Source organism: Serratia sp. Sp408, assembly GCF_057180665.1.
In genome coordinates this window covers 74,149-99,423 of record NZ_JBXUFT010000007.1, presented here as the reverse complement: position 1 = coordinate 99,423, position 25,275 = coordinate 74,149, and the positions used below count along the sequence as shown (strand labels likewise).

Annotated in this window: 19 protein-coding genes; 4 read left to right on the top strand and 15 right to left on the bottom strand. The window is 57.1% G+C overall.

Features of this window, described 5'->3' with window-relative positions; genetic code table 11:
- Positions 1-80: 80 nt before the first annotated feature.
- The 5 genes from glgA to asd form a co-directional block, all read right to left on the bottom strand.
- Positions 81-1,514, bottom strand: a complete 1,434-nt coding sequence (gene glgA / locus AC2AXP_RS18480) for a glycogen synthase GlgA (RefSeq protein ID WP_039991370.1) — start codon at positions 1,512-1,514, stop codon at positions 81-83.
- 87 nt (positions 1,515-1,601) lie between these two features.
- A complete protein-coding gene (gene glgC, locus AC2AXP_RS18475; RefSeq protein WP_004956377.1) occupies positions 1,602-2,879 on the bottom strand; it encodes a glucose-1-phosphate adenylyltransferase in 1,278 nt (425 codons plus the stop codon).
- 12 nt (positions 2,880-2,891) lie between these two features.
- Complete coding sequence (gene glgX, locus AC2AXP_RS18470) at positions 2,892-4,868, bottom strand: glycogen debranching protein GlgX (RefSeq protein WP_273871255.1); 1,977 nt, start codon at positions 4,866-4,868, stop codon at positions 2,892-2,894.
- Positions 4,865-7,051, bottom strand: a complete 2,187-nt coding sequence (glgB, locus tag AC2AXP_RS18465; RefSeq protein ID WP_039991372.1) for a 1,4-alpha-glucan branching enzyme — start codon at positions 7,049-7,051, stop codon at positions 4,865-4,867. The genes glgX and glgB overlap by 4 nt, the downstream gene beginning before the upstream one ends.
- 342 nt (positions 7,052-7,393) lie before the next feature.
- Positions 7,394-8,500: an aspartate-semialdehyde dehydrogenase gene (asd, locus tag AC2AXP_RS18460; protein ID WP_004956381.1), complete on the bottom strand. Its 1,107-nt coding sequence runs from the start codon at positions 8,498-8,500 to the stop codon at positions 7,394-7,396.
- 186 nt (positions 8,501-8,686) lie between these two features.
- Here asd and AC2AXP_RS18455 point away from each other — a divergent pair, with 186 nt between their 5' ends.
- A complete protein-coding gene (locus AC2AXP_RS18455; RefSeq protein WP_039992462.1) occupies positions 8,687-9,280 on the top strand; it encodes a YhgN family NAAT transporter in 594 nt (197 codons plus the stop codon).
- Positions 9,281-9,357: 77 nt separating this feature from the next.
- Here the strand turns inward: AC2AXP_RS18455 and gntU are convergent, their stop codons facing one another.
- The 4 genes from gntU to AC2AXP_RS18435 form a co-directional block, all read right to left on the bottom strand.
- Positions 9,358-10,695: a gluconate transporter gene (gene gntU / locus AC2AXP_RS18450; protein ID WP_004956384.1), complete on the bottom strand. Its 1,338-nt coding sequence runs from the start codon at positions 10,693-10,695 to the stop codon at positions 9,358-9,360.
- 2 nt (positions 10,696-10,697) lie between these two features.
- Positions 10,698-11,228: a gluconokinase gene (gene gntK / locus AC2AXP_RS18445; protein ID WP_004956385.1), complete on the bottom strand. Its 531-nt coding sequence runs from the start codon at positions 11,226-11,228 to the stop codon at positions 10,698-10,700.
- Between the two features lie 186 nt (positions 11,229-11,414).
- Positions 11,415-12,410, bottom strand: a complete 996-nt coding sequence (gene gntR / locus AC2AXP_RS18440; RefSeq protein ID WP_004956386.1) for a gluconate operon transcriptional repressor GntR — start codon at positions 12,408-12,410, stop codon at positions 11,415-11,417.
- A 138-nt stretch (positions 12,411-12,548) separates the two neighbouring features.
- A complete protein-coding gene (locus AC2AXP_RS18435; protein ID WP_004956387.1) occupies positions 12,549-13,244 on the bottom strand; it encodes a pirin family protein in 696 nt (231 codons plus the stop codon).
- 385 nt (positions 13,245-13,629) lie between these two features.
- Between AC2AXP_RS18435 and AC2AXP_RS18430 the strand changes: the two genes are divergently transcribed.
- Entirely contained in the window at positions 13,630-14,127 is a 498-nt protein-coding gene (locus AC2AXP_RS18430) for a GNAT family N-acetyltransferase (RefSeq protein ID WP_004956388.1), read from the top strand.
- A 65-nt stretch (positions 14,128-14,192) separates the two neighbouring features.
- Here AC2AXP_RS18430 and iolE read toward each other — a convergent pair whose 3' ends face one another.
- From iolE to iolD, 4 genes are all read right to left on the bottom strand, one after another.
- Positions 14,193-15,089 carry a myo-inosose-2 dehydratase gene (iolE, locus tag AC2AXP_RS18425; protein ID WP_039991373.1) on the bottom strand — a complete coding sequence of 299 codons (897 nt, stop codon included), beginning with the start codon at positions 15,087-15,089 and terminating at the stop codon, positions 14,193-14,195.
- Positions 15,090-15,149: 60 nt separating this feature from the next.
- On the bottom strand, positions 15,150-16,034 hold the full coding sequence (locus AC2AXP_RS18420) for a sugar phosphate isomerase/epimerase family protein (RefSeq protein WP_004956390.1): 885 nt from the start codon (positions 16,032-16,034) through the stop codon (positions 15,150-15,152).
- 36 nt (positions 16,035-16,070) lie between these two features.
- Positions 16,071-17,084 (bottom strand): bifunctional inositol 2-dehydrogenase/D-chiro-inositol 1-dehydrogenase, encoded by a 1,014-nt coding sequence (iolG, locus tag AC2AXP_RS18415; RefSeq protein ID WP_004956391.1) that lies wholly within the window; start codon positions 17,082-17,084, stop codon positions 16,071-16,073.
- A 174-nt stretch (positions 17,085-17,258) separates the two neighbouring features.
- Complete coding sequence (iolD, locus tag AC2AXP_RS18410; RefSeq protein ID WP_484381858.1) at positions 17,259-19,193, bottom strand: 3D-(3,5/4)-trihydroxycyclohexane-1,2-dione acylhydrolase (decyclizing); 1,935 nt, start codon at positions 19,191-19,193, stop codon at positions 17,259-17,261.
- A gap of 416 nt (positions 19,194-19,609) precedes the next feature.
- Between iolD and AC2AXP_RS18405 the strand changes: the two genes are divergently transcribed.
- Positions 19,610-21,550 carry a bifunctional 5-dehydro-2-deoxygluconokinase/5-dehydro-2-deoxyphosphogluconate aldolase gene (locus AC2AXP_RS18405; RefSeq protein WP_039991376.1) on the top strand — a complete coding sequence of 647 codons (1,941 nt, stop codon included), beginning with the start codon at positions 19,610-19,612 and terminating at the stop codon, positions 21,548-21,550.
- A gap of 211 nt (positions 21,551-21,761) precedes the next feature.
- Positions 21,762-22,598 carry a MurR/RpiR family transcriptional regulator gene (locus AC2AXP_RS18400; protein WP_004956397.1) on the top strand — a complete coding sequence of 279 codons (837 nt, stop codon included), beginning with the start codon at positions 21,762-21,764 and terminating at the stop codon, positions 22,596-22,598.
- Between the two features lie 52 nt (positions 22,599-22,650).
- Here the strand turns inward: AC2AXP_RS18400 and iolB are convergent, their stop codons facing one another.
- Positions 22,651-23,469, bottom strand: coding sequence for a 5-deoxy-glucuronate isomerase (iolB, locus tag AC2AXP_RS18395; RefSeq protein ID WP_484381857.1), 819 nt, complete (start codon positions 23,467-23,469; stop codon positions 22,651-22,653).
- Between the two features lie 189 nt (positions 23,470-23,658).
- On the bottom strand, positions 23,659-25,164 hold the full coding sequence (locus AC2AXP_RS18390; protein WP_004956399.1) for a CoA-acylating methylmalonate-semialdehyde dehydrogenase: 1,506 nt from the start codon (positions 25,162-25,164) through the stop codon (positions 23,659-23,661).
- Positions 25,165-25,275 lie beyond the last annotated feature (111 nt).

Genomic DNA, 25,275 nt, shown 5'->3' with positions numbered 1-25,275 from the left:
TACCGGGCAGGTGTTACACCCAGGCGGCGCGCTGTGAATCGGTAAGCAGCCGCCTGGGACGAACCAGACCAGGAGCCGCCTCAAAGCAGCCGGCTATACAGCGACAGGTATTCTTTTGCCGCTACCTGCCAGCCAAAGTCGAGACTCATGGCATGACGCTGTACGTGACGCCAGTGTTTCTGGCGGCTCCACAACACCATGGCACGCCGAATGGCATTGCCCAGCGCGACGGCATCACAGTCATCAAACACGAATCCACTGGCGGTGCCGTCGGCCAGATTTTCCAGCGCGCAGTCCACCACCGTGTCCGCCAGTCCACCGGTGCGCCGTACCAGTGGTAACGTGCCATACTTCAGGCCGTACAGTTGCGTCAGGCCGCAGGGCTCGAAGCGGCTCGGCACCATAATCACATCAGCCCCGCCGATAATGCGGTGGGAGAAGGCTTCGTGATAGCCGATCTGCACCCCGACCTGTTCCGGATAATCGGCGGCCGCCGCCAGAAACGCCTGTTGCAATACCGCATCGCCGGCACCGAGCAGCGCCAGTTGCCCGCCCTGCTCCAACAACGCTGGCAACGCCTCCAGCACCAGATCCAGCCCTTTTTGGCTGGTCAGCCGACTGACCACCGCAAACAGCGGCACCGACTCATCCATTTTCAGCCCCATGGCCTTTTGCAGATGCAGTTTGTTTTTCACTTTTTCTTTCAGATCGTCGGCGTCATAACGCGCCCGGAGCCGCGCGTCGTTGGCCGGATCCCAGATTTTTTCGTCGACGCCGTTCAGAATGCCACTCAACCGCCCCTGATGCTGCCGCTCCTGCAATAGCCCTTCCATACCGTAGCCAAACTCCGGTCGGGTGATTTCACGCGCGTAGGTCGGGCTGACGGCGGTGATGTGATCGGCATAGAACAGCCCAGCCTTCAGAAAGGACATCTGCCCGTGAAACTCGAGGCCGTAAATGTCATAGAACGACTGGGGAAGCCACAGCTCGGTGACGTGATGTGCGGAAAACATGCCCTGATAGGCCAGGTTGTGCACGGTAAACACCGAACGTGCCGGGTGACCGTTTGCCGCCAGATAGGCGCAGGTCAGCCCGGCGTGCCAGTCATGGGCATGTACCAGCGTCGGCCGCCAATAGCGATCCAGCCCTTTGGCCAGTTCACAGGCCATCCAGCCAAGCAGCGCAAAGCGCCGGTGGTTGTCGGGGTAGGCATACATCGACTGGTCGTGGTACGGGCTGCCGGGTCGATCGTAAAGCCAGGGCGCATCAATCAGATAGATGCCAACGCCATGATAGCTGCCGTAGCGCAGCCCGACGCGGCCGGCGAACGAGTCGATTTCCGCCACCAGTACGGTTTCGGCAATGCCGGTGCGCAGATCAGGGAAAGCGGGCAATAACACCCGCACGTCGGCGCCGGCGTCAATCTGCGCCGCCGGCAGCGCGCCGACCACGTCTGCAAGCCCGCCGGTTTTGAGCAGTGGGAACATCTCAGAACATACGTGTAATACCTGCATCGCTACTCCTGAAATTCGGCCCGCTAACGGGCGCTGGGAGACACGTAAGGACGCGACCAGCGCGCCCACGGGGTCAAGGGCGACCCGCTATAACTTCGACAGCATGTCGCGCGTGACCAGCACGATGCCGCCTTCAGAGCGATAGAAACGCTTACTGTCTTCATCGGCATTTTCGCCAATCACCATGCCTTCCGGGATCTGACAGGCACGGTCGATGATGCAGCGCCGCAGTCGGCAGGAACGGCCGACGTTGACGTCCGGCAACAACACCGTGGAATCGATGGTACAGAAGGAGTTCACCCGCACACGCGGGAACAACACCGAATGCACCACCACCGAGCCGGAAACAATGCAGCCGCCGGACACCAGCGAGTTCATGGTCATGCCATGGCTGCCGGAGCGATCCTGTACGAACTTGGCCGGCGGCAACGGTTCCATGTGTGTGCGAATCGGCCAGGCGCGGTCGTACATATCCAGCTCCGGCGTCACCGACGCCAAATCCAGATTGGCGCGCCAATAGGCTTCCAACGTGCCAACATCGCGCCAATACGGCGGCAGCTCCGGATTGGAGGTTACGCAGGACAGCGTAAAGGGATGCGCCCAGGCGGCGTGCTGCGCGGTAATCTTCGGTATCAGATCCTTGCCGAAGTCATGGCTGGAATCCGGCGTCGACATGTCCTCTTCCAATAGGGTGAACAGATAGTCCGCATTAAAGATATAAATGCCCATGCTGGCGAGCGCCATATCCGGGTTGTCCGGCATCGCCGGCGGCTGCGCGGGTTTTTCCAGAAATTCCAGCACTCGGTCGTTTTCATCCACTTTCATCACGCCGAACTCGCTGGCTTGCTGCAACGGCACAGGCAGGCAGGCCACGGTGCACTGCGCGCCCTTTTCGACGTGGTCGATCAGCATGCGCGAATAATCCATCTTGTAGATATGATCGCCGGCCAGAATCACCACGTATTCCGCATCGTAACGGCGGATGATATCCAGGTTCTGATACACCGCGTCGGCGGTGCCCTTGTACCAGTGTTCGGTGCTAAGCCGCTGCTGTGCCGGCAACAGATCGACAAACTCGTTCATTTCCTCATTGAGGAACGACCAGCCACGCTGAATGTGCTGTACCAGGGTGTGGGACTGGTATTGAGTGATCACCCCAATCCGTCGGATACCTGAATTCAGGCAGTTGGACAGGGCGAAATCGATAATGCGAAACTTGCCGCCAAAGTGCACCGCAGGCTTGGCGCGGGTCGAGGTTAAGTCTTTCAGGCGTGAGCCGCGGCCACCGGCCAGAATCAGGGCAACGGATTTGATCGGCAATTGCCGCGCCAACATCAAAGGGTCTTTGTTTTCAAATCTAACCATGATTGACTCCTTTTAATTATTGTCTGCCAGTACGCAAAGCGAGTGCGCAGGCTGGCGCCAGGCGGGCAAATCCGCCTGCGAGTCTTCCTGAACAAACGGGGTGACTAGCTGCCAATCGCCGGCAGGCAAGGTCATATCGACCGTCTCGGGGCCGGCATTAATCACCACCAGCCAACGTTGGGACAGTCGAATTTGCAGCTGTGGTGGCGCATGCTCCCACTGCGATGCGCCAAGCGGCTGGCCCTGCGCATTCAGCCATTGCACGCAGCCATCCCCCTCCTGCCACCAGCGATCCTGACGCAGGGCGGGAATTTGTCGCCGCAGGCGGATCAGTGCAGCGGTATAGTCGAGCAGCGCCCGATCCGCCGACTGCCAGTCCAGCCAGGTAGTGGCATTATCCTGGCAATAGGCGTTGTTGTTACCGTGCTGGCTGTGACCATGCTCGTCGCCAGCCAACAGCATCGGCGTGCCCTGCGACAGCAACAGCGTGGCAAGTAGCGCTCGTTGGCTGCGACCGCGGCGCTGCCTCACCTCGGCATCATCGGTTGGCCCTTCCACGCCGTGGTTATAGCTGTAATTACGCCCGTTGCCGTCACGGTTGTCTTCGCCGTTCGGCTGGTTGTGCCGCTGGTTGTAGCTCACCAGATCCTGCAGGGTAAAGCCGTCGTGGGCGGTGAGCATGTTGACGCTGGCATAGGGTGCCCGGCCACGCCGGTCAAACACCTCGCTGGAGGCGGCAAAGCGCTGGGCGAATGCGCCAAGCGGCAAGTCGCCCAGCAGCCAGAAACGCCGCATATCGTCACGATAGTGGTCGTTCCACTCGGCAAAACGACCGGGAAACCCCCCCACCTGATAGCCGCCCGGGCCGATATCCCACGGTTCGGCGATCAGCTTGCAGCGGGACAGGGTGTCGTCCGCCAGCATCGCCTGAAACAGCGGCGCGTCACGATCGAATGCTGGCCTGCGGCCCAAGACCGTGCCCAAATCGAAACGAAAGCCGTCGACGTGGCACTCGCGCGCCCAAAAACGCAGGCAATCCATCACCCATGCCACGCCCGACGGTTGGTCAAGCCGCAGCGTGTTGCCGCAGCCGGTGACGTTGGTATAGTCGCCGTCCGGGTTCAGCCAGTAATAGCTCGGGTTGTCGATACCGCGCAGCGACAGCGTCGGCCCGTCGATATCCAGCTCGGCGCTGTGGTTAAACACCACGTCCAGAATCACTTCAATACCGGCGCGATGCAGGGCTTTTACCGCGTCGCGGAACTCGCGCAACGGCGACGACTGGCTGGCATAGCGATGATCCGGCGCGTACGGCGCCAGCACGTTATAGCCCCAGTAGTTCTGTAGCCCGAGCTGCTGCAAGCGTGGCTCGGTGGTATGTTGCTGGACTGGCAACAGCTCTAGCGCAGTAATGCCCAAGTGAGTGAAGTAGGCGATCATCGCCGGGTGACCCAATGCCGCAAAGCTGCCGCGCAGCGCCGGCGGGATCGCCGGGTGTTGCAGCGTCAGACCGCGCACATGGGCTTCGTAAATCACCGTTTCTCCCCACGGCGTGGCCGGCGCGCGATCGTCCTGCCAATCGTAGGTCTCATCCACCACGATACATTTGGGCATCAGGGTCGCGCTGTCGTGTTCATCGGCCTGCTGATAACCACCGTGCAGCCGAGGATCGTCGTCAACCGGGCCTTCGACCGCGCGGGCGGCCGGATCCAGCAGCAGTTTTTGCGGATTGAAACGCAACCCCTGCGCCGGCGCAAACGGGCCGTGCACCCGATAAGCGTAACGCAGGCCCGGCCGACCTCCCGGCAGATAACCGTGCCAGATATCGCCGCTGCGCGCCGGTAACGGCAGGCGGGTTTCACGCTGCTCGGCATCAAACAGGCACAGCTCCACCCGCGTGGCATTGGCTGAAAACAGCACGAAGTTGACGCCACTGCCGTCGAAATGGGCGCCGTAAGGGGCGGCAACACCGGGTTGCAATTCCCTCATGGCGCCTCCCGCAGCAGGTACAGCGTTGCCAGTGGCGGGACGGTAATGTCGATCGAATGATCGCGGCCGTGGCTGCCGATCGCCTGCGATTGAACCCGGCCCTGATTACCGGTATTGCTGCCGTGGTAATGGTGCGAATCGGTATTGAGTATTTCCCGATAGGTGCCCGGTTGGGAAAGGCCGATGCGATACTGGTGGCGCGGCACCGGGGTAAAATTGCTGACGGCAATCAGTTGGTTACCGTCGGCGTCGTAGCGGGCAAAGGCAAAGACCGAGTTGTCGAAATCGTCTACCACCAGCCATTCAAAGCCGTCCGGCAGATAGTCGCGTTGGTACAGCGGCGGCGTGTTCTGGTAGCAATGGTTGAGATCGCGCACCAGCCGCTGAACGCCGTGGTGCCAACCGTCCAGTCCTTCCAGCAAATGCCAGTCCAGGCTGGTGTCGAAGTTCCATTCGCGTCCCTGGGCAAATTCACAGCCCATAAACAGCAGTTTTTTGCCGGGGTGCGCCCACATAAAACCGTAATAGGCGCGCAGATTGGCGAACTTCTGCCAGGCGTCGCCCGGCATCCGATCCAGCACCGAACGTTTGCCGTGCACTACTTCGTCATGGGAAATTGGTAGCACGAAGTTTTCGGTGTAGGCATACAGCATGCCGAAGGTCATTTGGTTATGGTGATATTTGCGATGCACCGGATCACACTGCATGTAGTTCAGCGTGTCGTGCATCCAGCCCAGGTTCCATTTGTAATGGAACCCCAGTCCGTTAGACTCCGGCGGCAACGTGACGCCGGGATAGTCGGTGGACTCTTCCGCCAGCGTTACCGCGCCTGGCCGCGCCTTGCCCAGCGTGTGGTTGGTGTACCGCAGGAAGGCGATAGCTTCGAGGTTTTCATTGCCGCCGTAGTAGTTCGGTACCCACTCGCCCTCGGCGCGGCTGTAGTCGCGATAGATCATCGAGGCGACCGCGTCCACCCGCAGCCCATCGATACCGTAGCGTTCCAGCCAAAAAAAGGCGTTTCCCGCCAGATAGTTGCGCACCTCATGGCGACCGTAGTTGTAGATCAGCGTGTTCCAGTCCTGGTGGAAACCTTCACGCGGGTCGGCATATTCATACAGCGCGGTACCGTCAAAATTGGCCAGTCCGTAGGCGTCGCTGGGGAAATGCCCAGGCACCCAGTCAAGGATCACGTTGATACCAGCCTGATGCGCCGCTGCCACAAAAGCCCTGAACTCCGCCGGCGTGCCAAAGCGACGGGTCGGGGCATACAGCCCCAGCGGTTGATAGCCCCAGCTGCCGTCGAACGGATGTTCGTTGATCGGCAGCAGTTCGAGATGGGTAAACCCCATCTGTTTCACATACGGGATCAGCTGTTCCGCCAGCTCCTGATAGCTGAGCCAGAAATTGTTGTCACTGTGCCGACGCCACGAACCAAGATGCACCTCATAGATTGAAACCGGCCGATCGAAACCGTTGGCTTGCTGGCGCTGCGTCGTGTTTTCTACCACCTCGGGCAATGGGGCGACCAGCGAAGCGGTATCCGGGCGCATTTGCGCCTCAAACGCATAGGGATCGGCCTTGAGCTGGGTATTGCCGTAACAGTCGATGATTTCATATTTATACAGCTGACCTGCGCTCACCCCCGGCAGGAACAGTTCCCAGATGCCGTTCTCTTTGCGCAGACGCATCGGATGACGGCGGCCATCCCAAAAGTTGAACTCCCCCACCACCGAAACGCGCTGGGCATTTGGCGCCCATACCGCAAAGCTGACGCCAGCCACGCCGTCCAGTTCGCTCAGATGGGCTCCCAGGCGTTCATAGGGTCGCAAATGGGTGCCTTCAGCCAATAGCCAGCTGTCGATCTCCTGCAAAAGTGTGCCAAAACGGTAGGGATCTTCCAACAATTGTTGATGTTGTTGCCATTTAACCGAAAACTGGTAGTGAAAAGGATTTTTACGACGAGGAACGGTAGCGCAGAAGAAGCCTCTCGGTTCCAGGCAGTCGAGCTGCGTTACCCGACGACCGGTTTGTGCATCCACCAGCCATACCTCGCTGGCATCAGGGAATAACGCTCGCACCTGTAGGCCCGCTGCGGTGACATGCATGCCAAGCAGGGAGAACGGATCGGCATAATTACCGGAAATCAACTGATTAATCACGTCACGATCGGGAAGTACAGGCATGTTCTTCTCCCTTTGCTTAATAGCATGATCCCTAAGGGCTACATTTTTTAAACGTCCGCCGTTGTGTTTATCATGCAATTCATTCGATGACTAAAGCGTGATTGCGGTCGGTTATTGATTAAACTTTACGCGTCCGACCTGTAGATCGCTCTTTCTGCTTCTTTTTAGACATATTCCTAGCAGAGATGAAAATTCAATCATCTACACAGTAAGCATAGCCAAAGACGACTAAAAAAACGGCGATAGCGGTGAGGAAAATTTTTCAGCCACAATGGGGAAAACGGCAGAAATGGGGGCTTGATGGGGCTGGCTGGCACCAGCCCCGGTATGTGTCGGTTATTTTTACAGCAGAATGCGCAGCATGCGACGCAGCGGTTCCGCCGCACCCCACAGCAACTGGTCGCCGACGGTGAAGGCCGACAGGTATTCCGGCCCCATGTTCAGCTTGCGCAAACGACCGACCGGGGTGTTCAGCGTGCCGGTCACTGCGGCAGGCGTCAGTTCACGCATCGTCAGTTCGCGGTCGTTCGGGATCACCCGCACCCAGTCATTATGGGTTGCCAGCAGCTGTTCGATTTCCGGCAGCGGCACGTCTTGCTTGAGTTTCAGGGTGAACGCCTGGCTGTGGCAGCGCAGCGCGCCAACGCGCACGCACAGGCCATCAACCGGGATAACGCTGGAGGTGGACAGGATCTTGTTGGTTTCCGCCTGGCCTTTCCACTCTTCACGACTCTGGCCGTTATCAAGCTGCTTGTCGATCCATGGGATCAGGCTGCCGGCCAACGGCACACCAAAATTGTCGGTCGGCAACACGCCGGAACGGGTGGCCCCGGTCACTTTACGTTCGATATCCAGAATGGCCGACGCCGGGTTTTGCAGCTCTTTTGCCACGTCGGCGTGCAGCATGCCCATTTGCACCAGCAGTTCGCGCATATGGCGCGCGCCGCCGCCGGATGCCGCCTGATAGGTGGAGACCGATGCCCACTCCACCAGATCGTTGGCAAACAGGCCGCCCAGCGACATCAGCATCAGGCTGACGGTGCAGTTACCACCGACAAAGGTTTTAATGCCTTTATCCAGCCCTTGCTGGATAACCGCGTGGTTGACCGGGTCCAGAATGATAATGGCGTCGTCCTGCATGCGCAGAGATGACGCGGCGTCAATCCAGTAACCCTGCCAGCCACTTTCACGCAGCTTGGGATAAACTTCGTTAGTGTAATCGCCGCCCTGGCAGGTGATGATAATATCAAGCGCGGCTAGCGCATCGATATCGTAAGCATCTTGCAGCGTGCCGTTCTGCTGGCCGCCGATGGCTGGCGCGGCGGAACCGTGCTGAGATGTAGAAAAGAATACCGGGCGGATGGCGTCAAAATCGCGCTCTTCTGCCATGCGTTGCATGAGCACAGAGCCGACCATACCGCGCCAACCGACTAAACCAACGTTTTTCATGATAACTGTCCTGCCTTGGAGGATGACGACAAATTTGTAGAGAGGGACACAATGTCCCCACCTTACAAAATGTCGGCGCAGGCGCAAAGTGAATTTAATCGATGGCTGGGCATTTCTCAGCAATCCTTCTTATAGGCGGGAGGGCAGGCAGCCATTTTACTGCCCCTGACCGCGGTTGAGGTAATGATGACAGAGATGATTTCAGCGACGGTGTTGCTGTTTTTAATTATGGATCCACTCGGTAATCTGCCGATTTTCATGTCGGTGCTCAAGCATCTGGAACCTCGCCGTCGGCGCATTGTGCTAATCCGCGAGCTGCTGATTGCGCTGATACTGATGCTGATATTTCTGTTTGCCGGCGAAAATATTCTGGCCTTCCTCAACCTGCGCACTGAAACGGTCTCCATTTCCGGCGGCATCATTCTGTTCCTGATTGCCATCAAGATGATTTTCCCGTCACAGGAAGGCAACAGCAGCGGTCTTTCCGCCGGTGAGGAGCCTTTTCTGGTGCCGCTGGCGATCCCGTTGGTGGCCGGGCCATCGATATTGGCAGCGCTGATGCTGCTGTCGCATCAATACCCTAACCAACTGGGACATCTGGTGGTCGCATTGCTGATTGCCTGGGGGATTTCTGCCGCCATCCTGCTGATGTCGAACCTGTTTTTGCGTCTATTGGGCAGCAAGGGCGTCAGCGCGCTGGAGCGTTTGATGGGACTGGTGTTGGTGATGCTGTCAACGCAGATGTTTCTGGACGGCGTGCGCGCCTATCTGAAACTGTAGCAAGGGGAAAGGAAGCGCGAACAATAGGGCCGGTCAGCATTCACTGACCGGCCCTGTCAGGCAAATATCGCAGCAGATTACATCATCGAGAATGCAATCATGCCGACAACGGCACCGGTGGTGCCAAGAATGGTTTCCATCACCGACCAGGTTTTCAGCGTCTGCGCTTCGGTGGCACCGGTAAACTTGCCAAACAGCCAGAAGCCGGAGTCATTCACATGGCTCAGTACGATAGAGCCACCGGCGATGCAAATCGACAGCGCCGCCATCTGCGCGCCAGAATACCCCAGTTCACCGATCACCGGCATCACCAGGCCGACGGTGGTCAGACACGCCACGGTGGCTGAACCCTGAATCACCCGAACTGCCGCAGACAGCACAAAGCAGGCAATGGCAATCGGCAAGCCGGCGCCAATCAGCGCGTTACCCAGCGCCGGACCAACGCCAGAATCGACCAGCACCTGCTTGAATACCCCACCGGCACCGGTCACCAACAGGATGATCCCCGCAGGCTGGATTGCCGCAGAGCAGACTTCCATCACCTTGTCTTTGCTCATGCCACGGCGAATCGCCAGGCCGTAAATCGCCACCAGACAGGCGATCAGAATCGCAGTGAACGGGTGGCCGATAAATTGCAGCCATTGATACAGCGAGCTGCCTTCAACGGTGAAGCGCGCGCCGATGGTTTTCATCCCTACCAGTACCAGCGGGAACAGCACCAACGCCAGGCTGAAGCCAAACGACGGCAGCTTGCTCTTGTCGATGCTGGGTTCTTCGATATCTTTTGGCAGTTCCAGCGTCACGTGCTTGCTGATGAACGAACCGAACAGCGGGCCGGCCAACAGCATACCCGGGATTGCCGCAGCCAGGCCAATCAGGATCATCCAGCCAAAGTCGGCATTCATTTGCGAAGCCAGCAGCATCGGCGTCGGCCCCGGCAGCAGGAAGGCGGCGGCGGCGGCAACGCCGGCAAACAGCGGAATAACCTGCTTGATCAGATTGCCGCCGGTGCGGCGGGCAACGGCGAACGCCACGCCAATCAACAGTACGATCGCCACGTCGAAGAATAGCGGCAAGGCACAGACCAGACCGGCAATACCCAGCGCGTAGTGCGCACGCTGCTCACCGAAACCCTTCAACAGTTTGACCGCGATCTGATCCAGCGCGCCAGTTTCATGCAGGATTTTGCCGAACATCGCGCCCAGCGCCACAACGATCGCCAGGAAGCCCAAGGTGCCGCCCATGCCTTTTTGCATGGTGTCGGTGATTTTTTCCAGCGACATGCCAGAGAACAGGCCCGCCCCCATCGACACCAGCATCAGGGCGATGAAAGCATGCATGCGCGCCTTCATCACCAGGAAGAGCAATAGCAACACCGAACCAACGGCGGTGAAAACCAGCGTTAACGTATCCATAATTATTCCTGAGCGGTTACTGTGGTTATCAGTTTAATAGTGTCAGCAACCACGCCTTCTAAAGGCTGGTTGATATCGATCGCATGAACATCGCCTTCATCGGCGCCTGGTTCTTCCAGTGCTTCAAACTGGGAAACCAGCATCTGCGGCTTGAAGAAATGCCCTTTACGCTGTTTCAAACGTTCTTCAATGATCGCTTTGGAACCTTGCAGGTAGATGAAATGCAGATTGCTGTTACCGGCACGCAGGCGGTCGCGATAACGCTTTTTCAGTGCAGAACATACCAACAGAGCAACATCATTGGTCCGCTGCATGGCAAAAATGGCATCATTCAACGCCGTCAGCCAAGGGGCACGGTCGTCGTCATTGAGCGCATGGCCATCGGCCATCTTGTTGATGTTGCTGCGTGGATGCAGATAATCGCCATCCAGCATCGCAGCGCTGATTTCATGAGCAACAGCATTAGCTACCGCTGATTTACCGCTGCCAGATACGCCCATTAAGATAAAAACGTGGTGTTGTGTATTACTCATAATATTACTGCCCTGTTGGGGTCGCCAGCCAAAATGTTACTGGTAACAAGTTATCGGTAACATTGTCTTTGTAGATGAAGTATTAAGCAACAAACACCTATGATGATTTTACATATCTGTGAAGGCCATCAAAAATCCATGCTGGGCTGAAAAACTAGGAATATGCTTAAGCGCGCGATGGCGACGCTACAGACTGCCGCCAAGCAGGAGGGTAAAACCGGTGTCAATCATACGCGGATTAACCGCTTCGCCACGCAGTTTCGCCAGTAGGCTTTGTGCGGCCACTTGCCCCATACGCTCACGCAATGTCAACACGCTGGCAAGTTTTGGCACCATCACCTGACCGATATCATGGCCGTGGAATCCGGCAATCGCCATGTCCTGTGGAATCGACAGCCCCTGACGCTGGCATTCAAGCATCGCGCCCACCGCCAGGTCATCGTTGGTACAAAATATGCTGTCTACCTGAGGATATTCTTTCTGCGCCAAACGTAGCAGCTCACCGCCAGAAGAATACGAAGAAGCCCGATCGGTCATGATACAATGCGGCTGTAACCCTGCATCCAGCATCGCCTGCTCATAACCCTGTTGTTTAATCAGGGTTCGTTCATCAAGGCGTGCGCCAAGATACACCACGTGCCGATGGCCATGAGCAATGATTTGTTGAGTCATTTGGCGCGCGGCTTCAAAATTATCAAAACCGACAGCCAGATCCAGACAGGGTGTGACGCAATCCATCAACTCCACGACGGGGATACCGGCCACTTCAATCATTTTTAACGTACGTGGCGTATGGTTACGTTCGGACAGGATCAAACCGTCAATATTGAAGGAAAGCAGCGAAGTCAGGCGTTCTTCTTCGCGCTCCGGCAAATAGCCATAGTGCGCCAGCATGGTTTGATAATTATGCGCATCGGTAACGCTTTCGATACCGCGCAGCACTTCGGCAAAGACCTGGTTGGTCAACGATGGCAACAGCACGCCGATCGCCCGGCTGGTGGCGTTGGAGAGAATGTCCGGCGCCCGGTTGGGGATATATCCCAGTTCATCCAGCGCCACCGCAATTTTTTGCTGCAAAGCGGCGGAAACCTGATCGGGATTGCGCAAATAGCGGCTCACCGTCATCTTGGTGACGCCTACCTTATTTGCCACATCTTGAAGTACCGGCCGTTTTTTCTTCATTATCAATGAACTGGCTAACCATGAATGGGTGCTCATTTTAGCAAAAAAAAAGCCGTGCTGATATTGCTGGTTAACGAGCGTCAGTCACAAAAAAGGCTCAACCCGCAGGTTGAGCCTTAATGGCGGTTACCGCGTCAATCAGACCGGCGGCAGATCAAACAGCAGGATTTCACTGTCTTCATCGGCATGAATCGACAACTCGGCTTCGTCCCATATCGCGAACGCATCGCTGGTCCCGGCCTTCTGCCCATTGATGGTCACCGTACCGCGCACCACCTGGATCCAGATGCGGCGCTCGGCCTCCACCTGATAGGCTGACTGCCGATCTTTTTCCAGCGCCCAACGCGACAGCGTCATGTCCTGGAACACTTTCAGCGAGCCTTCACGGGCATCGGGCGACAACACCAGTTGGCGACCCTGTGGCGCATCGAACATGCGCTGCTCGTAACGCGGCGGCAGACCGTTGGTATCTGGAATAATCCAGATCTGATACAGGTGCAGTGGCCGATCGCTATTGCCGTTGTATTCGGAGTGTCGCACACCGGTACCGGCACTCATGATCTGGAACTCACCGGCATGAATCTGTTCTTTATTGCCCATGCTGTCCTGATGCTCGACGGTACCGCTGAGCACGTAGGTCAGAATTTCCATATCTTTATGCGGATGGGTACCAAAACCCTGCCCCGCATCGATCACGTCTTCATTGATCACCCGCAGTGCGGAGAACCCCATAAAGTCGGGATCGTAGTAATTGGCAAATGAGAAGGTGTGCCAGCTGTCCAACCAACCATGATTGGCATGACCGCGGTCTTCTGCTTTACGTACATAAATCATATTCAACTCTCCTCAACGTTTTTTACAGTCTAGCCCTGCATGGGAAATAAGAAAGCGTAAAAAACTCACCCCTCTGTTCAAAAAATTCGATGGAATTGGCAGAGGAGCCGCAGAAGATTTGTGGTGCGTAAAGGTGGATGATTTTGGGCAAAAAAAAAGCCAGCACCCGAGCTGGCTAAGTAACACTGGAAGCAATGTGAGCAATGTCGTGCCTTCTAGCGAGAGTGGCAAGGGTTGCAACCCTCCCGAGAACGCATAGCAATAATAATCATTATCATTCGCATCTGTAAAGCGTTTTTTTGACCAAGGCGAAATATTATTGACTCGACACAATAAACCGATAATTTTAGAGGTTATTCAAACGCTAAGCCAAAGGAGAGCAAGCATGGGAGACATTACCATCCGCCACGTCGAGATAACCGATGCCGCAGCACTACAGCAGCTCTATGCTCATCCGGCGGTGTACCGCGACACGCTACAACTCCCCTTGCCTTCCGAAGCCCTGTGGCAACAGCGTCTGGCCGACAGGCCCGCGGGGAACAGTAATCTGGTGGCCTGCATGGGGGACAAAATCGTCGGGCAATTGACGCTGGAACTCAATCAACGCGTGCGCCGTCGACACGTTGCAACTTTTGGCCTTGGCGTAGACCCGGCTTATCATGGCCAGGGCGTCGGCAGTGCGCTGATGCACGCCATGATCGACATCTGTGATAACTGGGCGGCGATACAGCGCATCGAGCTGACGGTGTTCACCGATAACCAGGGGGCCATTGCGCTCTACCGCAAGTTTGGTTTTGACATTGAAGGCACCAGCCGGCACTTCGCCATGCGCGACGGCAAGCTGGTGGATGCCTATCATATGGCGCGTTTTCATGGTGTTTAAATAAAGCAAAAGGGCTATCGCCGATAGCCCTTGGTTTATCCGAGATACGGTGCCGCCGTCGCCGCTTAGATCCCCGCCGTTTCCTTGATATAGCGTCGGGCTTTTACCGCATATTCAAACGGGTTGGCGAGCGCCGGATCCTGTTCGGCTTCAACCACCATCCAGCCTTTATAGCCACGCTCGTCCAGCAGTTTGAACACCGGGCGGAAGTCAATCACGCCGTCGCCGGGTACGGTGAAGGTGCCTTTCTTCACCCCGTCCAGAAAACTCAGGCGCTGCGCCTTGACCTGCGCTACCACGTCGTCACGTACGTCTTTCAAATGGACATGATTGATACGCGGCAAGTATTTTTCCAGTATTGCCATCATCGCCTGCTGACTGCCCTCGGAATAATAGGCATGGCCGGTATCAAACAACAGGTAAACATCGTCGTTCACCATGCTCATGTAGCGATCGATTTCTTCAGTGGTTTGGATGCCGGTACCCATATGGTGATGCAGACACACCTGCATGCCCTTTTCGGCAGCGATTTGCGCCAGTTGGTTATAGCCGTCGGCTACGCGCTGCCACTCTTCATCGCTGAAATGCGGTTTTTCTTCCAGCACCGGCTTGCTGGTGCCCTGAATGCTCTTGCTCTGCTCTGAACAGCCAATCACCCTGGCCCCCATGGCGTGCAGGAAATTCATATGATTGACAAATTCGTCGATGGTTTTTTCTTTCTGGCCATCGGCAAAGAAGGTGCTGAACCAGGCATTGCAGATTTGAATGCCGCGAATATCCAGCATCGGTTTCAATACTTTTGGATCGCGTGGATACTTGCTGCCAACTTCACAGCCGGTAAACCCTGCCAGCGCCATTTCACTGACGCACTGCTGGAAGGTATTTTCCTTGCCCAATTCTGGCATGTCGTCGTTGGTCCAACCGATCGGCGCAATCGCCAGCTTTACATTATCTTTGTTCATCTTAAGCCTCTGTCGCATTTCGGTGCACCGGCGCATTCCCTGCCGGCGTTACCGACAAGGTTATTTGCCCAACAGCTCTTTTTCGATACGTTCGCGCGTAGCTACCGCCTGGGTTTTCATTTTTTCCGGGTAGCCGAACAGTGAGGTACAGATTATCGATTCGCCGCCGACCTTGAAGTTGCGATTGGCAAATTCCATATCGCGCAACGTCTGGAACAGCGCATCAAAATCGACTTCGCCTTCGCCAATACCAACGTGCTGATGCACCGCGGCATCCACGCCGGGTGGATTGACGATGTAACGGCAATGGCGGGTATGGTTCATGGTGTCGGCGATCAGCACATGGGAAAGATCGTCGCCGGCGTATTTGAGCATGTTCGCCACGTCGCCCTGCCCTTTGTCGTAATAGAACGAATGCGGCACGCTATACAGATATTTAACGTGATCGCTGCGCAGCGACTTCACCATATCGGCGGTTTCATTACTCAATTCGCAAAAGTCCCACGGATGAGACTGGATCTCCATGCGAATGCCTTCACGTTCGACGATCGGCAACAGCTCTTCCATCGACTTGTACCACAGCTCTTCGCAGATCTCCGGTTCATTGGGGTTGCCAGCCAGTTCGGTATTAATCACCTGCACCCCCATTTCAACGGCGATCTCAATCATGCGCCGCCAGTTCTTCACCGCCGCCTGCCGGCGATCCTCCCCTGGCCCCGACCAGCGATACACCACGATAAATGAAGAGATCTCCACGCCGGTGGCCTTCAGCGCGTTTTTATATTCCGCCATGACTTCGCGTGCGGCTTTCGGATGCTTGTAGAAAGGGTTGATCTGCGGGTGCGGCGACTGCTCGATATACTTGTAGCCCCAGTCGGCCACCTGCTGCACCATCCGTGTGATCCCCAAATCCTTGATCACATCCACATCAAAGGCGATTTTCATGGTTGCTCCTCATTCAATCGGGTTTGGAGTGGTTGATTAATGGCCGTAGAACGACGGGCGCGTCGGCAGCGTCACCGGCACGATCTCGCCGCTAAGTTGGGCGGCCACACAGGCGTCGGCGGTCACCGCAGCAGCATAGCCATCCCAGGCCGATGGCCCCTGTAGCTGACCCGCAAGTACGTCGTTGATAAAACCTTGCAGTTCGACGTCATAGGCATCGATAAAGCGCTCTTTCCAGTCCATCAGGATCTCGTTCGACAATTTTGCGCTACTGCGCAGCTGGATTGACGACGGTTCCGGCAATTTGGCAATACCGGTTTCACCCACTACTTCGCACTGGATGTCATAGCCGTATTGGCAGTTAACGAAGATTTCAACGTCAATGCGCGTGCCCTTGGCGGTTTCAAACAGCACGATTTGCGGATCCTTCAGGTGGGCGAACGCCTTGGAGGTCTTGCGTGGGAACACCACCTGCACCGAAACGTAATCGTCGTCCAGCAGCCAGCGCAGCACGTCGATTTCATGAATCAAGGTGTCGGTAATTGCCATGTCGGTGGTATAGGCTTCGCCGACCGTCGGGTTGCGGTGCGCGCAATGCAGCATCAGCGGTTCGCCAATCTGGCCACTGGTCAGCACCTGTTTCAGGGCGCGATAGCCCTGATCGTAAGGGCGCATAAAGCCGACCTGCACCAGGCGCTTGCCGTGCTTTGCTTCGGCCTCGACGATGTTTTTACACCCCTGGGCGGTGACCGCCAGCGGTTTCTCGCAGAATACCGGTTTGCCGGCAGCGATCGCAGACAGCACGAACTCCTCGTGGCTCGGCCCCCAGGAGGTGACCAGCACCGCCTGTACGTCGGCCGCGTTAATCAGATCGTGGCCGTTATCATAGACTTTTGCCTCCAGCTGCAGGTCGCTGACCACCTTGGCGGCATTGTCGCGATTGATATCATTGACCGCGACCACCCGCGCACCTTGCAATACCTTGCTGCAACGACGGATATGATCTCGGCCAATAGCGCCGGTGCCGATAACCCCAATGTTCAATGTCATTTCGCTATCCTCTAGATTTGCCCTTCATGTTTCGGGTTGCCTGTTGGGCTGCTGGCCTTCGCTGATCCTGGTTGCACGGCGAGCCATGCGCTCAGGGGATTACCGATTTGCCGCTCAAAGCCCCCGAATTAGGTTGGGCAGAAAGTGTAGGGCTGAGATAAAAGCCGGTGACGCTTAATAATCACGGGCCTGGTCAATGTTTTCCTGCAGTTTGCGCGCTACCTCGACGATCCTGTCGCTGTTCGCCACCTGTGCACCGCCAACGCGCCACCAGCTGAGATATTTATGCACCATGGTTTTTGGCAGCACTTTTATGTCCAGCAGGGTGGAAACCGTCTGCTGACGGGCATCATCCAACGCCTCAATCAGTTGTTGTTCGGTAGTAATGCTGTAGGTTTTGCAGCCGTACGCCGCCGCCAGCATGGCGAAGTTCACTGGCACCAGGCCACCGTCCAGCCGGTCACCCTGACGGAAGCGGAACTCGGTGGTATAGCTGTCCATACCGTGTTCCATCTGCAGGTTGTTGATACAGCCGTTGGTCATGTTGTCGAACAGCACCACGTTGATTTTGCAGCCTTCCTGAATCGACGTGACCAGCTCTGAATGCAGCATCATGAACGCGCCGTCGCCGACCATGGCGTAGACCTCACGCTGTGGCTCCGCCAGCTTGACGCCAAGGGCAGCGTTGACTTCGTAGCCCATGCAGGAATAGCCGTATTCCACGTGATAGCCGTGTTCATGGCGGTTGCGCCAGACACGTTGCAAATCCCCCGGCAGGCTGCCCGCCGCCGCGACAATAATGCTGTCTTGCGGCAGGTTGTGGTTCAGCACGCCCAGCACGCGGCTTTGGGTCAGTGCCGAACCGGTCTGTTCGATAAACTCGGCAAACACTCGCTCGCGGTCCAGGTGGTCGGCAATTTCCGGCACAAAATCGGCGCCGGTATAGGCGACGGAATACACCCGTTCGGTCTCTTTTTGCTGCTGCGCCAGCGCCTGGGTCACGGCGTCGCCCCAACCGGCACGATAGTCGGCGTGCGCCGCCTGTTCGGCGAGCGCGGTCAATGCATCGCGGGCATCCGCCAGCAGCTGTATGCCGTCCAGCTTGCCGGCATCAAATGCGCTGACGTTGATATTCAGGAACGCTACATCGGGATTCTGGAACAGCCATTTGGAAGAGGTGGTGAAATCGGTATAGCGTGTGCCGACGCCAATCACCAGATCGGCATCTTTGGCCAGGGTATTGGCGGCCAGACAGCCGGTTTCACCAATGCCGCCGACGTTGAACGGATGGCTGGACACTACCGCGCCCTTGCCGGCCTGCGTTTCAGCAAACGGGATATGGAAACGTTCGGCAAACTGTTGCAGTGCCTGCCCAGCCTGAGAATATTTAACTCCGCCACCGCAGATCAGCAGCGGTTTGCGCTTGCCCGTCAGCATCGCCAGCGCGTCCGCCAGCATACCCGGCGTCGCGGGGCGACGCTCCAGCCGATGAACGCGTTTCTGGAAGAAATAATCCGGGTAGTCGTAGGCCTCGCCCTGTACGTCCTGAGGCAGACACAGCGTCACCGCACCGGTTTCCGCCGGATCGGTCAGCACGCGCATCGCGCTGATACAGGCGCTCATCAGCTGCTCTGGCCGCACGATGCGATCCCAGTATTTGCTCACCGCGCGGAAGGCGTCGTTAGTGCTGATACTGAGATCGTAGGATTGTTCTATCTGTTGCAGCACCGGATCCGGCTGGCGTGAGGCGTAAACGTCGCCCGGCAACAGCAATAAGGGAATACGGTTGGCGGTGGCGGTGGCTGCAGCGGTGATCATATTGGCGGCACCGGGCCCGACGGAGGAGGTGCAGGCATAGATTTGCTGACGCATTTTCTGCTTGGCGAAGCCGGTAGCGGCGTGGGCCATCCCCTGTTCATTACGCCCCTGATGAACAATCAGGCTGCCGCAATCCTGCTCCAGCGCCTGCCCCAGCCCCAGCACGTTGCCGTGGCCGAAAATGGCGAATATGCCCTTGACGAACTTGGTTTCGACACCGTCCACCAGCAAATACTGGTTGTCGAGGAATCTGACAAGCGCCTGCGCCATGGTCAATCTGATCTTACTCATGTTTCCCCCTTGTTGGCGGCGCGTCTTTAACCCGCCGGTTAATACTGTCGACAACCTGAAACGTGAAGCGATTATAAACAAATATATTTTCCATAAAATCACATTCCAGAAGAAACATTTCATTTTGCGATAAAGATCGCATTCTCATGAAAACACCGTTTCATCACGCCGGGTCAAACCAGGGCGTAGCCCGCGCCTGTAGCGGTATTATCACCGGGCGGTGTCTCTGCCGTCGCTCCCCCTGCCGTTGCCCCTACCGGTGACGCGGTGATTTTAAATGCATCACATTTTTGGGGTGTTAATTTCATTCTGCCTTGAATTTGAAATTTTTATTCCTCATACTGCCAATCATGCTTCCTGCGTATCTCCGCTTGCCGGGTGGCAGTCGGGTTTTGCTTAAACAGAAGGAAACGGGTATGGCTTCACAACAAAAACAGCTTGATGTCATCTGCCTCGGCCGCATCGCCGTCGATTTCTATGCACAACAAATCGGCGCTCGCCTCGAAGATGCCAGCTCATTCGCAAAATATCTGGGCGGATCGTCAGGCAACGTCGCTTACGGCACGGCGATCCAGGGCCTGAAATCCGGCATGCTGGCGCGTGTGGGTGACGAGCATATGGGGCGCTTCCTGCGTGAGGAGTTGCAGCGTGTGGGCGCAGATACCCGCAGCCTGATCACCGACAAACACCGGCTGACCGGCCTGGTGATCCTGGGGATTAAGGATCAGGAAACCTTCCCGCTGATTTTCTACCGTGACAACTGTGCCGATATGGCGCTGACCCCTGAGGATATCGATGAATCCTACATCGCCTCATCGCGCGCGCTGGCGATTACCGGCACCCATCTGTCGCACCCGAATACCCGTGCCGCAGTGCTGACGGCGTTGGAATATGCGCATAAGCATGGGCTGCGCACCGCGCTGGATATCGATTATCGCCCGGTGCTGTGGGGGCTGACGTCGCTCGGCGACGGTGAAACACGTTTCGTCGAGTCGGCGCAGGTCACCCGTGAACTGCAGGAGGTACTGCATCATTTTGATCTGATCGTCGGTACCGAAGAGGAATTCCACATCGCCGGCGGCAGTACCGATACCCTGACCGCACTGGCCAACGTACGCAAGGTCAGCCAGGCGACGCTGGTGTGCAAACGCGGTGCGCAGGGCTGCTCGGTGTTTGAAGGTGCCATCCCCGCCGATTGGCAGCAGGTGAAGCTGCATTCTGGCGTGCGGGTGGAAGTGCTTAACGTGTTGGGCGCCGGCGATGCCTTTATGTCCGGCCTGCTGCGCGGCTATTTAAATGACGAAGGCTGGGATCAGGCCTGCCGTTATGCCAACGCCTGCGGTGCGCTGGTGGTTTCCCGCCACGGCTGCGCGCCGGCGATGCCGACCCGGCAAGAGCTGGATGATTATCTGGCACGCGAACAGCAGGTGAAACGGCCGGATCGGGACGCACGGCTTAACCATCTGCACCGCGTCACCACCCGTAAACGGCAATGGTCGGAGCTGTGCGTATTTGCCTTCGACCATCGCAAGCAGCTGGCAGATATGGCGCGCGAGGCCGGCGTTGGTGAAGAACGCATTCCGCAATTGAAGTCCCTGCTGCTGACCGCCGCCAGGCAGGCGGCAGCAGAAGCCGGACTGGACGGCAACAGCGGCATTCTGGCGGACACCACCTACGGCCAGGCGGCCTTGAATGAAATTACCGGTCAGGGCTGGTGGATAGGTCGCCCGATCGAACAACCGAGTTCACGACCGCTACGTTTGGAACACGGCAATATCGGCTCGCAGCTGATTGATTGGCCACAGGAGCACGTCGTTAAATGTCTGGTGTTCTATCATCCTCACGATGCCGAGGCGCTGCGTCGGCAGCAGGATGAGCTGATCGACGACGTCTACCGCGGCTGCTGTAAGTCGGGCCACGAGTTGCTGTTGGAGGTGATTCTGCCGGAAGACAATGCGGATAAGGACGAACGGTATTATCTCGACATTATTGCTCACTTCTATCAGATGGGCATTCAGCCGGACTGGTGGAAACTGCCGCCGCTCAGCGCGGAAAACTGGCAGAAGGTCGGCGCGTTGATTGAGGCCAACGATCCCTACTGTCGCGGTGCGGTGATCCTGGGGCTGGATTCACCAGAAGAAACGCTCAAAGCCGGCTTTGCCGCCGCTGCCGATGCCCGTTGGGTCAAAGGCTTCGCCGTCGGGCGCACCATCTTTGGCCAGCCGTCACGCCGTTGGTTGCAGGGTGAACTAGATGATTCTGCTTTGATCGCGCAGGTGAAACAGAAATATCTCACGCTGATCGGTTTCTGGCGTTTATATCGTCCGCAGCCAGACAGCGCTCACGGCAGCCGTTGATCGCTGCTCGGTAACGCAGAAACTTCCCCTTAAAGTGATTTTCGCGACTTTAAGGGGATTTTTTTGCCCATTTTCTGTGAACTAACGCAACTTGCGATGAAATAAATCGCTTTTTGAGGAAATGAAATTTCCGCTCCGTCTGTTAGAATGACGAGTCAACAATTCAGGCGTCAGAACCGCTGCGCCTCAGCCAATACTGCGAGCCGAATGGATGAATAACCCAACTCAACTTTCGCTGTTACAAGACGAAATTCGTCACCGCTATGAGACGCTCAGCAAACGTTTGAAGCAGGTCGCGCGTTATATTCTGGATAACAGTAACAGCATTGCTTTCGATACCGTCGCTTCCATCGCCGCACAGGCCAGCGTGCCGCCGTCGACCCTGATCCGCTTTGCCAATGCGTTCGGCTTCAGCGGCTTTAACGAAATGAAACAGGTTTTCCGTCAGCATCTGATGGAAGAAACCGTCAACTATACCGAACGGGCCCGCCTGTTCCGCCAAACCTCGACCGACGATAACGTCGCACCGGAAAAACCGGCCGAAATCCTCAACGTATTCACCATGGTGAACGCGCAGGCGTTGCAGCAGCTGGCGATGCAGATTAGCGCAGAGCAGTTGGACAAAGCGGTCGAGTTGCTCAACAACGCCGAAAATATCTATGTGATTGGCCTGCGACGTTCATTCAGCGTCGCCTCATACCTGACCTATGCGCTACGCCATCTGGAGCGCCGCGCATTTTTGATCGATGGCCTGGGCGGTATGTTCACCGAACAGCTGAGCATGGTGAAGCCGAAAGATGTGGTGATCGCCATCAGCTATTCGCCGTATGCCAAGGAGGCGCTGGAACTGGTGGAGTTGGGCGCCAAGCAGGGCGCGCAGCAGATTGCCATCACCGACAGTCAGGTGAGCCCACTGGCCGCCTTCAGCGACGTATGCTTTGTGGTGCGTGAAGCGCAGGTGGACGGCTTCCGTTCGCAGGTGGCGTCAATGTGTCTGGCGCAAACCCTGGCCGTTTCGCTGGCCTTGAACAACGCCAAAGAGGTCTAAAAGCAAAAGGGCGAATAGCAGATTCGCCCTTTTGTCCTCGATCGGCACGATCCTATGCCTTGGGATAATCGTCGCTGTTGATCCAGGCGTGATCCTGCTCCCAGGTGAACTTCCACAGGCGCACCGGCCCGGCCATCACGTTGAGGTAATAGTTGTCGTAGCCGGCCATGGTCGCCACCGGGTGATAACCGCGCGGCACTTTCACCACGTCACGGTTGTACACCGGCATACATTCGTCCAACGATCGATCGTCGGTGTAGACCCGTTGCAGGCAAAAACCCTGTTCCGGCTGGATGCGATGATAATAGGTTTCTTCCAGATAGGTTTCGTCGGCCGAATCCTCCTGGTCATGCTTGTGACTGGGATAAGAGCTGGTATTGCCCTCATCGGTATAGACTTCCACTACCAGCAGGCTATCCGCCGGTTCGCTATCCGGCAAAATGTTGTGCACCAGCCGCTGGTTGCGACCTTTGCCACGGCGTTCCACCCCCACCTCCGCCGGCGTGATCAAGCGCGAAGGCAGATGCCCGTGCCCCGGCGCGCTACACACCGCCAGTTCGAGATCGCTTTCCGCCCGCACCTGTACGCGATCATGATGTGGCACATAGACGGCATACGGCGGCGTGCGTTCGAACGGGCTCATGCGTTTACCGATATGCGGGTACTCCGCGCGCTGCGTTGCCACTGAAGCGATGCCGGCCACCAACACCAGGCACAACTCCTTGTCCGCGCTTTCCAGTTGCAGCGTTTGCCCGGCCTCAAGGCGGTAAACATCAAAGCCGACGAAGCGCCAACCGGCGTTTTCCGGCGTGACATGCTGGACTCGGCCTTCGGCGTTCGGTTGCTGATATTTAGCGAGTAATGAAGACATGCAATCCTCCGATAAGCCCCAGCGTCATTCAGCTTGCCGGCCATTGCCTGTCTGGCGGCTGCCGTTGCCCGACGTTGCACAGGCTTATGCGACCACTGCCTTGACGCCGTTTGCATGCGCTGGGTGATGAATGTAACAGCGGCCGCGACCCCACTGGAGTAACGGCCACTGGCGACTGCCCGACGCAAATCAGCCGAGCGTCGGCATGCTGTATTCAGATACCGTTTGCTGACCGGAAGGCCAACGCGCGGTGGTGGTTTTCATCCGCGTATAGAAACGCACACCGTCGGTGCCGTGCACATTCAGCGCACCAAACACCGAACGCTTCCAGCCGCCAAAGCTGTGGAAAGCCATCGGTACCGGCACCGGTACGTTGACCCCCACCATACCGGCCTGCACTTCATGCACAAACTGGCGTGCATAGTGACCATTGCTGGTAAAGATGGCGCTGCCGTTGCCAAACTCGTGGCCATTGACCGTGTCGATTGCCGTCTGGTAATCGGCGACGCGGACAATGCCCAATACCGGCCCGAAGATCTCTTCACGGTATATGCGCATGCTTGGCGTCACATGGTCAAACAGGGTGCCGCCAACATAATAGCCTTGCGGATGCCCTTCCACCTGATAGTTGCGACCGTCGGTTACCAGCGTAGCACCTTCTTCCACGCCCAGGCTGATGTAGCCCAGCACTTTTTTCTGGTGCGCCGAGGACACCAGCGGGCCCATTTCGTTTTCTTCGCCACCGTGCTGCAGGCCAGGCCCGACGCGCAACTGGGCAATCAGCGGCTTCAGTTTGGCGATCAGCTTATCGGCGGTATCGTCACCGACCACGACGGCGATCGGCAATGCCATGCAACGTTCGCCGGCCGAACCGAAGGCTCCGCCCATCAAGGCATTAACCGTCGCATCCAGATCGGCGTCCGGCATGATGATTGCCTGATTCTTGGCGGCGCCGAACGCCTGCACCCGCTTGCCGTGCGCGCTGGCGGTGGTGTAGATATGTTCCGCCACGGTAGAGGAACCCACGAAGCTGACCGCCTGAATACGTGGATCGGTGCACAACTGCGCGGCATTTTCATTGGCGCAGTGCACCACGTTGAACACGCCGTCCGGCAGGCCGGCTTCTTTCAGCAGTTCAGCCAGGCGCACGGAGGCGGAAGGCACCAATGCTGGTGGCTTCAGTACAAAGGTATTGCCGCAGGCGATGGCAATCGGGAACATCCACATCGGCACCATCGCCGGGAAGTTGAACGGGGTAATACCCGCAACCACACCCAGAGGCTGCATCAGAGAAAAACTGTCGACGCCGGTGCCGACGTCGGCGGAATACTCGCCTTTAATCAGATGCGGAATACCGCAGGCAAACTCCACCACTTCCATGCCGCGCGTCAGTTCGCCCAGCGCGTCAGAATAAACCTTGCCGTGTTCGCTGACGATCAGCGCCGCCAGCTCTTCACGATGCTGTTCCAGCAACGCCTTGAAGTTGAACATAACCCGTGCGCGGCGCAGCGGCGTGGTGCGTGACCAATCGGCAAACGCCTGATGGGCAACGTCAATCGCCTGCTTCACTTCGGCTGCGGTGCTCTGCGTGACAAGACGCTCAACCTGGCCCGTTGCCGGATTATGCACTTCAACGGTCTGGTTGCTGCTACTCAGGCAAACCTGCCCGCCAATAAAATTACCCACGGTTTTCATGTTTCACCCTCATTTCAAGTGCCGCTGACGCCAGGAAGTCTAGGCAGAATCCTGACCGGATGATGCAAACTCTATTTCATTGAAAAAAAAGTTTCAAATAAATTATTTTAG